This is a genomic window from Staphylococcus sp. 231237_7MaSpsaltlick, assembly GCF_043107035.1.
In genome coordinates, this window is record NZ_JBICNX010000026.1 from 1 (window position 1) to 14,801 (window position 14,801).

The following is a 14,801-nucleotide window of genomic DNA, read 5'->3' on the forward strand; positions in this document are numbered from 1 at the left end:
TTTTCATTGCTTAATTGTTCAATATTCGCCCAATCTTCATCAGTTAGTTTATATTCTTCAACTTGATTTGTTTCACCGAAAATTGTTTTTAAAATAATTTCTTTGAAGGTATCAATATCAATAGGTTCATCTAAAAATTCAACAATATTAGCTACTCTACTGCGGACAGATTTAATTCCTTTAGACTTGATTTTTGCTGGGTTTACTCTTAAGGCATTTTGTACTTCATCCAGTTCACTATTTAAAATAAGTGTACCATGACTAAACATACGTTCTTTCACTTTGACCATTGCATTTCCCGAAATTTTTGCATTCCCTACTTGTATATCATTTCTTCCACTAAGTTCAGCATCAACGCCTAAACTTTTTAAGGCTTCAACAATTGGTTCTGTGAATTTTTTAAAATTATGGAAACTATTGCCATCATCATCTGTGATAAAACTAAAGTTTAAATTGCCCGTATCATGATATACAGCGCCCCCACCAGAAATTCGTCGCACCACATCTATACCATGTTCATCAATGTATGGTTGATTGACCTCTTCGATTGTATTTTGATTTTTACCAATTATAATAGATGGTCTATTTACATAAAATAAAAAATAGCTATCATCATTGGGCATATGTTTCAAAACATACTCTTCCATTGCTAAATTAAGTGTTGGATCTGTGATGTCATTGTTGCTAATAAATTTCATTTGTTCCACTCCTTTTCCCATAAATACGCCCTTATAATATTTATGCTACATTTTCACTTAAAATGCCAATCATTCACTCCAAAATTTCAAATAAATTTAAAATCACTTTATGAACATGCAATTTAATGGTTTTTTGTTTATTTGTAGATGATTTTTTTGTATAATACTATCTAGTTAGCATTTCTAGGGAGGATTAAAGATGACTGTTGCAGAAGTTGGAAATATAGTAGAATTTTATGACGGATTAAAAGGCCGCGTAGAAAAAATTAATGATAATTCAGTAATTGTTGATCTAACAATTATGGAGAACTTCAATGATCTAGACTTGCCAGAGAAGACTGTCATTAATCATAAACGATACAAAATCGTTGAACAAGAAGGTTAAGCTCAATGAATAAAATGTCAAAAGCTTTAATATGGTTTGTAATAAGCTTTATTATCTTTCACGCCATCTTGTATGTTATGTGGGGTGAAAAACAAGTATATTGGTATCTGTACACAGGCATTATGTTAATTGCAGGCATAAGTTATGTTTTTTACCAAAGAGATATTGAATCCAAGCGCCTCCTTACATCACTAGGTATAGGGATATTAGTTGGTATGGTTCTCATTCTCATACAGCTTATTACATCGGCAATGGTTGCTGATTTGAAATACTCAGAATTAATTAAAGAATTGACAAGAACTGGTGTATATTTTAAATGGCAAATGTTAGTAACATTAGTTTTTGTTATACCGTGTCATGAACTTTATATGAGAACGGTTTTGCAAAAGGAATTACTTAAATTAAATATCCCAGGCTGGATAGGCGTAATTATTTCGGCATTATGTTCGGCTTCATTATTTTTCTATCTAGATAAGATGTGGATTGTATTTTTCGTATTCTTAGTTCAAATCGTTCTTTCAATAAGTTATCTTTATACACGAAGAATTGCAACGTCTGTAGTAGCTCAAATTGTTGCTGTTGTAATTCTTCTATTATTCCACGCATAGTTTAATAATTAAGCTAAAAAGCAGGTTACCGCTCTAATGCATAGTAACCTGCTTTTTTGTATATTCTCAAACATTTTATTCTACTCAATGCCTAGCTGCTTTCGTTATGTGAGGACATTAAAGGTTTGCTGTTGTTTAATGGTATATGTTTCATCTTTTAAGTTTTTTGATATTAACTCAAACATAGTAACATCGCCTGTATCATGTATAACGGCATTTTCTAAATATTGGCGGTAATTTCTATAACAATAATCTGTCATACTTACTCTATAGACATGATCCAATTTAATATTATTTAACGTAACTCTATCAAAAGGTTTTGCGTTCATATCTATAGTATAATCTACACCTTGCCAAAAAGTACAAAGCGTTTCATCAATTATTGTCAGGCTCAATTTTCCATCGCTAAATTCAATATGTGAATATCCATATTCAAGTATATCTTTAATATGCTGACCTTTTAATGTTAAATCTACCGGTACATCTGGGTGAGGATATGCATAATACAAGGAGCCATTTGTCACACTTTCTGTTAAGCCACTTTCTCCATTTGTAGGTAAATGAACACAGGAAATATCATAATTATATTTCAATCTAATACTATCATGTAGCAGTTGCGTAAATTTGTGCGGTTTACATATAACATCGGCCAAACCATCAACAGTGACATTTACCCCTTGATTGGTTAGCGTCTCTGTTGACCAATATTCAACAGCTTTACGGTCATAATGTGTTAAATGCAATAAATGTTCATCTTCTTCGTACTCATTTAAATCGACAATATGTGAGTCAACATTTTCCAATTCATACGAACTTGTGCGCTTTTTAAAATTAATATTCACATGAATTAATTGCTCTGCATTTTGTCCTGCTTGTACATAAAGTGTTTGATCATCTCTACCTATAAAGGTTTGATGTTGGTGCCCTGTAATAAGTAAATCAATAACACCAAGCGTTTGCATGATTTTTTCCGCTTCATTTACCTTTTCTTCGCGTTCTTTACCGGACTTATTCAATTGATTCAAGCCTCCATGATAAATAACAATAAGAAAGTCTGGCATTTCTGTCTCATGAATATAACGAATCCAGCGTTTAGATGAAAGTAATGTTTTCTCTATCTGAACATCTTCTTCCATTTCAAAATGCTCACGTTCCATCAATCCGTCTGAAGTTAAACCGACTATGGCTATCTTAACCCCTTCTATTTGTTTAATTGTATAAGGGGTTGAAAAATATGGCTCGCGTGTTTGTTGATATTCGATATTTGCTGATAACCATGGAAATCTAGACAACGCAATAGATCTCGAGAAAAAGGACAGTCCAAATTTGAATTCATTGGGACTAATCCCACTCGCATCATACTGCATTGCATTCATCAATTTAATCATTGGATGCCTTTTATAAGGGGCTACCAAAGCATAATAAAATGCACCTAATGATCCTGCCAAACTGCCGCCACTATCTAATAAAATAACATGCTTGTTTTCATTTCTTACTTTATTTACATATGTGCCAGCTCGATAGATATTCGAGCCATTATCGCCATTAAGGAAATGACTGTGCATATCTGAAGTTGTGATAACATCAATCGCTATTTTTTCACTTTGTTTCATAAGCCTCTCTCCTCATTAACAACAGTTTAACATGATATATTTTTTGTTGACACTAATTACAATACTAATAAAAATTTTCTAATATGCTTATTATTTTAAGCAATAAAAAAGATAGACACAACGTTTTCATTAGAAATAATTCTAATACCGTCATGCCTATCCTATCAATATTTAAACTGAATATAAATTAACGTATCTATCCGATTTGAACGCGTTCCTTTGGATAATGGAATTTATCGGGTTCTCTTCGGCCACCAATCATAATGATGAAGCTTATCAAACCGACACGACCGATAAACATCAATAACATTAATATCAGCTTCGTCGTACTACTCACATCACCAGTTATTCCTAATGATAAACCACAAGTACCAAAGGCTGACATGACCTCAAAGAATGCTTGTAAAAAACTTAGTTTTCCATTTTCCACTACAAGTATAACAATCATGCTCGTAAAGGTTAATATTGAAGCCATTGTAAAAACTGCAAATGATCGTTGAACATCTGTAGCATGAATCTCTCTATTAAATGCTTTTATTGATGTACGTTCCGCAGTATTACTAAAGTTAAGTAAAAATAGTATCAATATCGCAAATGTTGTGGTTCTTATTCCCCCACCTACTGAACTTGGAGAAGAACCAATAAACATTAGAATACTCATAATTACGTTCGTACCTTCACCAAATTGACTGACATCTATAGTTTGCAAACCTGCACTTCTTGTGGATGCAGATTGAAACAGTGCGTAGAATAATGACTTATGCCATGACATATGATTAAATGAATGATTATGTTCTAATAACAAGATAATAATCGTTCCAAAGACAAATAATGCCAAATAAGTAACTGTTGTTATCTTTGCAAAAAGTGAAAATCTAAAGTTTGGAATTCTGTTTTTTATATATGCTTTAACTTCTAATAACACAGGAAAACCTATAGAACCCAATACAATTAAAAACATCACTATAGTTTGTACAAAGTAATCACTAGCATAAGGAATCAAAGATTGACCCGTAATATCTAATCCGCCATTAGTAGTTGCTGAAACAGCAACAAACACACCTTGCATGATGGCATATTGTAAATCAGGTGTATCTCGATAAAAATAAAAAGTTAACAATGCTGCACCAATAAGCTCAATCATTAAGATTGTTTTCACAATTTCTAAAATCAGCTTAACCGTACCACTCATTGTATCTTTATTATTATCTAACATGATTAATCTACGCTCGCGCATACCAATATGTTTGCCCAACACAACCCATAGCATTGTACCAATTGCCATGACACCAATACCACCAATATTTAATATAATCATAATGATGATTTGTCCAAATGTACTATATGTATCAGCAATATTGATTGGTGTAAGCCCTGTAACACTAACGCCCGATACGGCCACAAATAAAGAATCAACCGGGTCGACATGTACGCCCGGTTTATGAACAAATGGCAAATTAAGCAATAAGAACGCTACGATAATCGCAACAAGATAATATAATACAATCCCTTGTTGTGGGCTAGATTTCTTTAATAATTGATTGAAAATGGACAATCTATATTCACCCCAACGTTATTTCAATTTAATGTTGATATCTTTAACCTTACCATCTCTATATACTTTTGCTGGCAATGTCTTTAAATCATCTTTATGCGCAAAAATGATTTGTCTATATCTTAGATTATCTTCAACATCTTTACCATCTAATTCTACTATGACATCATTTTTTTGCAAGCCAGATTTATCACCAAGAGAATCTTTTTTAATATCGGCTACGACTATACCCTTATTTACATCATTTGGCAAGTTTATTGTAGAACGAGCAGCATCATCAAGATCTGCAACATTTACTATTTTAACACCCGTATTTGGATAGTTCACCTTACCTTTAGTTTCCAATTGCTTTGCGATAGATTGTGCATCATTAATTGGAATTGCAAAGGCCATACCTTCCACATTATCCATATCTATTTTTAACGATGCAATACCAACAAGTTTCCCATTTCTATCAATAACAGCCCCACCTGAATTACCAGGGTTAACCGGAGCGTCCATTTGAAATGCATTCATCAGCACGTCATATTGATCGTCTTTATCAATATCTACCGGAACATGTCTATTTAACCCGGATATAATACCATCAGATACACTACCTTTAAAGTCATTTCCCAGTGGATTGCCGACAACAATAATAGGTTCACCTAGTACAAGTGTACTTGAATCACCCAATTTCATCGGTTTTACATCTTGATTACCCTTCACTTTTGCTTTGATTACTGCAATATCTGAAAATTTATCAGAACCGATTACTTTACCAATTGTAATCTTATCATTACCATATGTAATTTTTTGCTCTTTTTTATTACCAACAACATGCGCATTGGTTAAAACATAAATAGAGTCGTCCACTTTTTTGTAGACGACACCTGAACCAAGTTCATTTTGTTTATCCGCTTCCTGTGTTTCCTTATCTGCAGATGAGTTTCCACTTGATGTATCGTTATCTACTGTTACTACCGAATGAATTGCATTATTGGCATTTTTCATTGTTGCTGTATAAGCTTTATTATCATCTTTATTACTTTGGAATATACTATCTTTCGTCTTACCGCTTTGATCAACATTATAGAATATTGCATTTATTAATGTAAGTACAAGTATAACTGCAACTACAATTAATATTTGAGCCCAATATGTTTTAAAGAAATGTTTAATCTTTGTTGACGCATTCTGATGTTGTTTGCCTTCATCTCTTTGTGATGTATTTTGAGCAGAATTGTAACGATAGTCTTTCTCATCATCAACATATTTATTCACGCGATGTTTTTGTGCTTCTTCCGAATAGAAGTAATCTTGCTGTTTATCTGTAGCAATAGCTGCACTTTCTTTTTTATTATCTGTTGTTGTATCATCTGTTGTTTTATCTGTTGTTTTATCTGTTGTTGTATCATGTACAGTTGTCTCTGGTTGATCCTTTTCTTTACCATCACGCTCTGCATCATTATCTTGTGCTTTAGAATGATGTGATTGTTGATTTCCATTTGAAATTAATTTTTCTTCTTTAGGATTTTTATTCGTCTTTCCGTCATGAATATTTTTATCAGTTCTTAATTTCTGCTGTTTCTCATTTGAAGACTGCGCTTTAGACTCTGACTCTAGTTGCTCAGAAGATTTATTTTTTGCATCTTCTTCCTGCTTTGAAGGCATATCTATATCCTTTGCGTCAGCTTGAGTTTCATTCTGCTTAGCAGCTGCTATTGCTTGTTGTTGCTGAATTTCTTCTTGAGTTAACTTCTCAATTCTTGCTTTCCTTAAATTATCTTTCACGCGCTCTTCATTATTTTTGGCAAGCTTTTGTTCCTTCGCTGCCTGTTCCTTTTGCTCTTGCCGTTCTTGTTGAAGACGTTGTTCCCGCTCTTCATTGTGAAAGTATTCCCTTCTTTTCCGACCATATTTGGCTCTTGGGATGACATGTTTTTTATTGTTCGCCATCATAATTCCCCCTAAAACTACATATACCTTATCTTTCTATTATGCCATATTAAAATTAATATTTCTTCTTTATTTTGTTTTATAAAAGTAGATTTAATTTGATTATAATCACTTTCGGCATAATTTTCTAACTAAGTGAACATAATTTTAAAAATAACGTTAATTTCTATACCCTACATGATTACCACTTTGTTCATCTAATTATGTATTATTTTTATAAAACTTTATCCTGGATACTCCAACTATAGATAAATTTAACATTGTGAATTCTATTTATAAAACTCATGACTATATTCTTGTGGATTTGTCATAAATTGTATCGATTGTATATTATTGAGAAACACCTATGTAGAACATGTAAAATTTAGAGACCTCTATACAAAGTATATGATGATTATTACAGAATATTGTCTTAAGTTTCCCAACAAACTAGTTATTAATAAAAAAACAACCCAAAAGAATACATCTCTTGGGTTGACACTTTACTAGTGCGATACTCTATATCCACCATTATTATATTAGTTATTTTTTTTGTTTTTTCTTAATGAAGTTAACCAACCGATAATTACCAATAGAATCATGACACTCCAGAAAATAGATTGCCATAATGCTGTATGTGGAAACTCTTCTGGCAAGATTTTTATATCAGGATGTGATAAGACCATGATAACTAATTTAATACCTACCCAGCCTACGATGGCAAAGGCAGCACCTTCTAAACCAGGATATTTATTCAACAAGTTAACAAACCATGATGCTGCAAATCTCATTATTACAACACCGATCATACCACCTAAGAACATAACGATGAATTGACCTAAATCAAGCCCACCAAAATGAATACCAACCTTTGGTAATGTAACAGCAATTGCAAGGGCTGCTAACATCGAATCAATCGCAAAGGCAATATCAGCAAATTCAACTTTAAGTACTGTACCCCAGAATTCCTTTGGACTGGCTTTCTTTTCCTCACCATCTTCATCATAATGGTGATCGTCGCCACCTTCTTGTTCGTGGCTATCTTTAGCTTTAAAGAAGGCGACTAAATTCTTAATTGACATGTAGATTAAGTAAATTGCGCCTAGTGCTTGTATCCACCAGAAGTGTGCAATAATACTGATTAAGAATAATGAAATAAAACGGAAAATCAATGCACCTAATAAACCATAAAATAATGCTTTCTTTCTTTGTTCAGGCGGTAAATGCTTTACCATCACAGCCATAACTACGGCATTATCCGCAGCCAGCAAGCCTTCTAAGAAGACTAACACGATTAATACCCACGAATATTGTAAAATCAAACTCGCATCCATCTTTGTACAACTCCCTTTTAAATTTAAGCATAAAAATAGAGACCTAAGCTAAGTCAGTGCAAATCCAAAGATATTAATTGTTTATTTTAAATTAAAAAATAGCACAATAAATAAAAACGATTTCACTTATAGCAAAGGTCTCACTCGACAACAGCTGTTGCCCACCTTACCGGAAAATTAAACTGACTTAACATTATACAGTCGTTTATATGATACATGCTCATTTATCCATAACATATATCTACGACACTATACCAATAACTGAATGAGTTATGGTTCAATGCTAAACCAATCATCTTCGTAATGACGATAAGATGACTCTATTTATAAACAGGTTAACAATATTCACCAATAATAGACGAAATATCATTAATTAAGCTGTTTAAATATAACAGTTGAGTTACTCCCCTCTGACCACAAAGTCATAGGTATTCTATTGATAAACGTATTATACACAAATTTTAGAATTATAACAAACTATATAATTTTACATCTGGGAACTTTTCTTCAAACCATCTAGTTGCAAATTCATTTTCAAATAAAAATACAAAATTATCATAAATGTCTTTTACTAAAATTGAACGAGAAGTACTCATATTATCTTTGATGGCATCTTCATTTTCAATCCAACGTGCAATCTTCTGACCAACTGGTTCCATTACAACATCAACATTATATTCATTCTTCAATCGATGTTCGAAAACTTCAAATTGCAATTGACCAACAGCACCTATAATAATTTGATTAGTGTGTAATGCTTTATAGTATTGTATCGCACCTTCTTGAACTAACTGCTCAATTCCCTTATGGAAGTGCTTCTGCTTCATGACATTTTTCGCCGAAACTTTCATAAATAATTCAGGTGTAAATTGTGGTAAGTCTTGGAAACTGAATTTTTGATTGCCGCCCACAATAGTATCTCCGATTTGGTAGTTACCAGTATCATACAAACCGATAATATCTCCTGCGACAGCATGGTTTACTGTTTCTTTATCATCAGCCATAAATGAAGTTGAACGCGTTATCTTTTGTTTTTTCTTCGTTCTCTGTAATGTAACATCCATACCACGTTCAAACGCACCACTCACTACTCGCATAAACGCAATTCTATCACGGTGTTTTGGATCCATATTAGCTTGGATTTTGAAGATAAATCCTGCAAAATCTTTATCAAATGGACTTACTTCAACATCTTCGTTTGTTTGACGTGCATTTGGCATAGGTGCATGATCTACATAAGCATTCAAGAAATTTTGAACACCGAAATTAGCCAAAGCTGAGCCAAAGAATACCGGTGTTAAGTCTCCTTTTAATAATGCTTCATTATCAAATGTTTCTCCTGCTTCTTCGACTAACATCAACTCTTCAATCGCTTGTTCGAAGGCACTATCTTGAGTAATTGAATGTGCTTCTTCTAATTCATAATCATCATTTAAATGTAAAATATTTTCTTCATCTCTAAATGGTTCAATTGTACGTGATTCGCGATCGATAATACCAAAGAAATTTTGCCCCATTCCCACAGGCCAATTCATTGGATATGTTTCAATATTTAATGTAGATTCAATTTCGTCTAGTAATTCAAATGGTTCTTTACCGACACGGTCTAATTTATTGATAAAAGTAAAAATAGGAATACCACGCATTTTACAAACTTTAAATAACTTTAGCGTTTGTGGCTCAATCCCTTTCGCACAGTCAATTACCATGACTGCGCTATCTACTGCCATAAGTGTTCTGTACGTATCTTCTGAAAAATCTTCGTGACCAGGTGTATCTAAGATATTAATCTTGTAATGATCATAGTCAAATTGCATTACTGAACTAGTTACCGAAATTCCACGTTCTTGCTCTACTTTCATCCAGTCACTTGTTGCAAACTTCCCACTTTTTTTACCTTTAACTGTTCCAGCTTCTCTAATCGCGCCACCGAATAACAATAATTTCTCAGTCAACGTTGTTTTACCAGCATCTGGATGAGAAATGATTGCAAAGGTTTTTCTTGATTCAACTTCTTCCTTAATACTCATTTATAATCTCCTTTAATTCTCAATTATCCATTGAATAAGGTCATCAGCAATACGACTCGCCGTCTCCTCATCTAATAACGTAAATAAGTGTATCACAATTTCTTCCTTTAATTCATCCTCATTTAAAGACATATCTAACTCTAGAGACCAATTTAAATCAGGCAACGCAATCATATAACATTGCCCGACTTTATTATCATATATATAGACATGTGATTTTATGTCATTATATTGTATATTTTTAACCTTCAACAGGTCCACCACCAAATTTTTTATACGCTGCTTCTAAACCAATTAAATCATCACGATGTGGTACTTTCACATGTCCAGGCATAATTTGATATGGTTCACGCCCTTTAGATGCTAGTACTACTGTGTCACCTGGTTCTGCAATTTCAATCGCATGTCGAATACCTTCTGCTCTGTCTTCAAATTCAATATAATTATTGTGTGTTGCGCCCTTTGCTAACTCAGCGGTTAATTTTTTAGGGTCATCGTTTGCGGGATTATCCGGTGTGAAGATGACATAATCAGCACGGCAAGCAACACGGCCCATTTCTGGTGTCTTTGTCATATCTCGTTCACCGGCCATGCCACATAAAAAGATTAATCTTTGCTTAGCAAATGGTTTAACAGCATCAATTAATTTATCCATACCATCAGCTGTATGTGCATAATCAATGATTAAATCAATTGGTAGTTCTGGATCTAGAACTTCTAAACGACCTTCAACAGGTTCTAAATTTTCAACTGCTTCAATAATGTCTTGCATCGCAATACCTTTACTCCATACAGCGATAATTGCAGCCATAATATTTGAAACATTAAAGCGACCCACATATGGCGATTTTACAACTTTAGTTCCCTCAGGTGTTACAAAGTCAAAAGTCACACCTTGTAATGATTCGATAATATTTTGTGCTTTAAACTGTGCATTATTTTCAATACCATAAGTAAATGTTTCAAATGGTGTTACAGTTCTCAAATAATCTGAGAATGTATCATCATTATTCAAGATTGCAAATTTTTCTCTGGATAAATCCTCACCTAATTGACTAAATAATAAAGATTTAGCGTGACCATATGCTTCCATCGTACCGTGAAAGTCTAAATGATCTTGTGTTAAATTTGAAAAGATAGCAACATCAAAATCTACACCACTTAAACGTCCAAGTGATAATCCATGACTTGAAACTTCTAAAGTCATTGCTTCAGCACTTTTTTCAACCGCTTCGTTTATCTTTTTTGTTAGTGCAACAGTTTCGGGAGTCGTATTTGCACCTTTCGTTTTGTCTTCATTAATTTGAAAGCCATTGGTACCTAAATAAGCACTGTTTTTTCCAAGCTTTCTATAAATATGATGAATCATTGTTGCTATAGAAGTCTTACCATTTGTACCCGTCACGCCATAGGTAACAAGTTGCTTACTTGGATATTGATACAATAAATTAACCAATAAACTTGCAACTCTCAACGTATCTGGAACTATCACTTGTGTTACATCACCTGATAAATCTAAAGTTCTATTTACCACAACAATTTGGCAACCATTATCAACAACATCTTGACAAAATTTATGACTATCGACTGTATAACCTTTGGAAGCTACAAATATACTACCTGTTGTTGCAGTTCTTGAATCTGTAGTAATATCATCTACCGCTCTATTTAATGTTCCTTTGACTTGTTTTACTTTAATTTTTTCAAATAACACATTCGCGTCCAACTTTAATCGCTCCTTTATTTCCAATACTACTATTATACACATTTTCGTTTTATTTTATAGAATCTAATAGTTACTCTCTTAAAGTTAAAATATAATGCTAATAATTATCGTTCACAATTTTCAATTGTTTCTATAGATTGAATTTGTACGATATACTAATAATATTAACTTTGTATGTTATCCATGTTAATTTTTCTTATAATATTTCTTAATTCCACATATACATGGCATATAATCTCACTTTAGTGGTATGGGTAATGTATAAAACAATATAATTTCTATGCTATATAAACTCATGATTCAGTATGAATTATTTCATATCATAAAGTAAAATGATATAATCTTTAATTATTGTGTTTTTTCTTTCGCATGATAAAAAAATGCGTTAAACTTAGCATGAGATAAATTATACTATTGGAGGGTGGCTATTAATGGTTACTCAAAATAAAAAAATATTGATTATTACTGGCTCATTTGGTAATGGTCATTTACAGGTGACGCAAAGTGTCGTAAATCAATTTAATGAAATGAATCTAGACAATTTAACTGTTATTGAACACGATTTATTTTTAGAAGCTCACCCAATTCTGACTTCTATATGTAAGAAATGGTACATTAATAGCTTTAAATATTTCAGAAAAATGTACAAGGCATTTTACTATAGTCGCCCAGACCAAATAGATAAATGTTTCTATAAGTATTATGGACTAAATAAATTGATTAACCTGTTATTAAAGGAAAAACCTGATTTAATCTTATTAACTTTTCCTACACCCGTCATGTCAGTACTCACAGAACAATTCGATATGAATATTCCTATCGCAACTGTTATGACTGACTATCGCTTACAGAAGAACTGGATTACCCCACATTCACAAAGATACTACGTAGCAACAGATGAGTTGAAGAGTGAATTTATGGATATTGGTGTTCCAAGAGAACAAATTAAAGTTACAGGTATTCCGATTTCAGATAAATTTGAACAAGATATTGATAAAGCAACTTGGTTACGTCAGAACAACTTAGATCCAGATAAACCAACAATCTTAATGTCGGCAGGTGCATTTGGTGTATCTAAAGGTTTTGATCAAATGATTCAAGAAATACTTGAAAGCAGTCCTCATTCACAAGTCGTGATGATTTGTGGTAAGAGTAAAGAACTTAAACGTTCATTATCAGCAATATTTAAAGATTATGATAATGTTTTAATTCTTGGTTATACCAAACATATGAATGAATGGATGGCTTCGAGTCAACTTATGATTACTAAGCCAGGTGGCATTACGATTTCTGAAGCACTAACACGACAAATTCCAATGATTTTCTTAAATCCAGCACCAGGTCAAGAACTAGAGAATGCACTCTACTTTGAGCAAAAGGGATACGGCCGCATTGCAGATACGCCCGAAGAAGCGATTAAACAAGTTGCAGCTTTAACTAATACACCTACAGCTTTAGCTTCAATGTCGCAAGCAATGAATGATTCACGTATACCTTATTCTACGTATAAATTATGTATAGATTTATTAGACTTAATTGACCATTCATCTCGTTATGAGGATGTTTACGGAAAGGTTCCTTTATATGCAAAGCTCTTCGTTAAATAAAAATGGCATTTCTAAAAATTTCATAATTATGTTAATCATTCTATTTTTGATGGAATTTGCGAGAGGTATGTACGTGTTAAGTTACCTATCGCTGTTACCAACAGCAACGTCAATAGCGGTAGGTATAACATCTACTGCTATTTCTATTCATTTTATTGCTGATGCTGCAACCAATTTTGTGATAGGATTTCTCTTAAAACGTTTAGGTTCAAAGCTCGTATTAACACTAGGCTTTTTATTAGCCTTTGTTAGCTTATTCTTAGTTATATGGTTCCCTACTGCCCCAATTGTATTAATACTTAGTGCTGTTTTACTCGGTATTGCGGTCAGTCCAATCTGGGTGATTATGTTGGCTAGTGTAGATGAGAACCATCGCGGTAAACAGATGGGATATGTGTACTTTTCATGGTTATTAGGTTTACTTGTCGGAATGGTTGGAATGAATATTATATTTAAATTCCACCCTACACAATTTGCCTTTTTAATGTCATTTGTCGTATTAATCGCTTGGATTCTATATTATTTTGTAAAAATCAGATTAACAAACTATAATACGCGTCCTGTAAAGCAACAAGTTGGTCAAATCGTAAATGTAACCAAGAGACATTTACTACTATTTCCTGGTATTTTATTACAAGGTGCGTCAATAACGGCGTTAGTACCAATCTTACCTACATATGCAACAAAGGTGGTAGGCGTTTCTACTGTTGAATATACTTTAGCTATCGTCTTTGGTGGTATTGCTTGTGCATTTTCAATGTTGTTTTTATCAAAGATTATTGATAATAATGGACACAAATTTATGTATAGCATGATCTTTGGTGGATTTTTACTTTATACATTGATGATATTTACACTATCTTTAATTACAAATATTTACCTTGTATGGATTTTAGCAGTATTTATTGGTTTAATGTATGGTTTGTTGTTACCAGCTTGGAATACATTTATGGCAAGTCACATTCATCAAGAAGAACAAGAGGAAACATGGGGTGTATTTAATAGTATTCAAGGTTTCGGCTCTATGATTGGTCCGATTGTCGGTGGATTGATTACAGAATTCACTAAATCTGTTAATAACACATTTTATTTCTCAGCATTCGTCTTTTTATTCCTAGCCATATTCTATGGTGTTTACTTTATTAAAGCTAGAAAAGCACAGCGTTATTAAATATAAAATGGATTATCACAATCCATTTTCCACATAAGAGTTAGTTCGCATATTGCGGATTAACTCTATTTTTTATATTAATAACTTGAATATTGTTATTCGCTCCATTTATTAATTATATTTACTTGGAAAATCTAATTTTTGAAAATGGATTATA

General features: G+C 32.8%; 12 protein-coding genes. 4 read left to right on the plus strand and 8 right to left on the minus strand.

Features of this window, described 5'->3' with window-relative positions; translation table 11 throughout:
* Positions 1–698 (minus strand): lipoate--protein ligase (lplA, locus tag ACF91D_RS25800; protein ID WP_392437955.1); only part of this gene is annotated, 698 nt, incomplete at its 3' end.
* Between the two features lie 199 nt (positions 699–897).
* Here lplA and ACF91D_RS25805 point away from each other — a divergent pair.
* Both ACF91D_RS25805 and ACF91D_RS25810 read left to right on the plus strand, forming a co-directional pair.
* Positions 898–1,083 carry a YkvS family protein gene (locus tag ACF91D_RS25805; protein ID WP_042739840.1) on the plus strand — a complete coding sequence of 62 codons (186 nt, stop codon included), beginning with the start codon at positions 898–900 and terminating at the stop codon, positions 1,081–1,083.
* A gap of 5 nt (positions 1,084–1,088) precedes the next feature.
* Positions 1,089–1,691 (plus strand): CPBP family glutamic-type intramembrane protease, encoded by a 603-nt coding sequence (locus ACF91D_RS25810; RefSeq protein WP_107527790.1) that lies wholly within the window; start codon positions 1,089–1,091, stop codon positions 1,689–1,691.
* Positions 1,692–1,795: 104 nt separating this feature from the next.
* On the opposite strand, the gene ACF91D_RS25815 is transcribed toward ACF91D_RS25810, so the two are convergent.
* From ACF91D_RS25815 to ACF91D_RS25845, 7 genes are all read right to left on the minus strand, one after another.
* Positions 1,796–3,304, minus strand: a complete 1,509-nt coding sequence (locus ACF91D_RS25815; RefSeq protein WP_042739838.1) for a bifunctional metallophosphatase/5'-nucleotidase — start codon at positions 3,302–3,304, stop codon at positions 1,796–1,798.
* Between the two features lie 196 nt (positions 3,305–3,500).
* Entirely contained in the window at positions 3,501–4,859 is a 1,359-nt protein-coding gene (locus tag ACF91D_RS25820; RefSeq protein ID WP_107591465.1) for a TrkH family potassium uptake protein, read from the minus strand.
* Positions 4,860–4,877: 18 nt separating this feature from the next.
* On the minus strand, positions 4,878–6,797 hold the full coding sequence (locus tag ACF91D_RS25825) for a S1C family serine protease (RefSeq protein ID WP_257044419.1): 1,920 nt from the start codon (positions 6,795–6,797) through the stop codon (positions 4,878–4,880).
* A gap of 518 nt (positions 6,798–7,315) precedes the next feature.
* On the minus strand, positions 7,316–8,110 hold the full coding sequence (locus tag ACF91D_RS25830) for a TerC family protein (RefSeq protein WP_042739835.1): 795 nt from the start codon (positions 8,108–8,110) through the stop codon (positions 7,316–7,318).
* Positions 8,111–8,577: 467 nt separating this feature from the next.
* On the minus strand, positions 8,578–10,140 hold the full coding sequence (locus tag ACF91D_RS25835; RefSeq protein ID WP_107512851.1) for a peptide chain release factor 3: 1,563 nt from the start codon (positions 10,138–10,140) through the stop codon (positions 8,578–8,580).
* Positions 10,141–10,152: 12 nt separating this feature from the next.
* Positions 10,153–10,392, minus strand: coding sequence for a YueH family protein (locus ACF91D_RS25840; protein ID WP_107512852.1), 240 nt, complete (start codon positions 10,390–10,392; stop codon positions 10,153–10,155).
* Positions 10,382–11,866 (minus strand): UDP-N-acetylmuramoyl-L-alanyl-D-glutamate--L-lysine ligase, encoded by a 1,485-nt coding sequence (locus tag ACF91D_RS25845; protein WP_107527679.1) that lies wholly within the window; start codon positions 11,864–11,866, stop codon positions 10,382–10,384. Before ACF91D_RS25845 ends, ACF91D_RS25840 begins: the two co-directional genes overlap by 11 nt.
* 431 nt (positions 11,867–12,297) lie before the next feature.
* Here ACF91D_RS25845 and ACF91D_RS25850 point away from each other — a divergent pair, with 431 nt between their 5' ends.
* Complete coding sequence (locus ACF91D_RS25850; protein WP_042739831.1) at positions 12,298–13,473, plus strand: diglucosyl diacylglycerol synthase; 1,176 nt, start codon at positions 12,298–12,300, stop codon at positions 13,471–13,473.
* Entirely contained in the window at positions 13,451–14,644 is a 1,194-nt protein-coding gene (ltaA, locus tag ACF91D_RS25855) for a lipoteichoic acid biosynthesis MFS flippase LtaA (protein WP_232161309.1), read from the plus strand. The genes ACF91D_RS25850 and ltaA overlap by 23 nt, the downstream gene beginning before the upstream one ends.
* Positions 14,645–14,801: the final 157 nt, after the last annotated feature.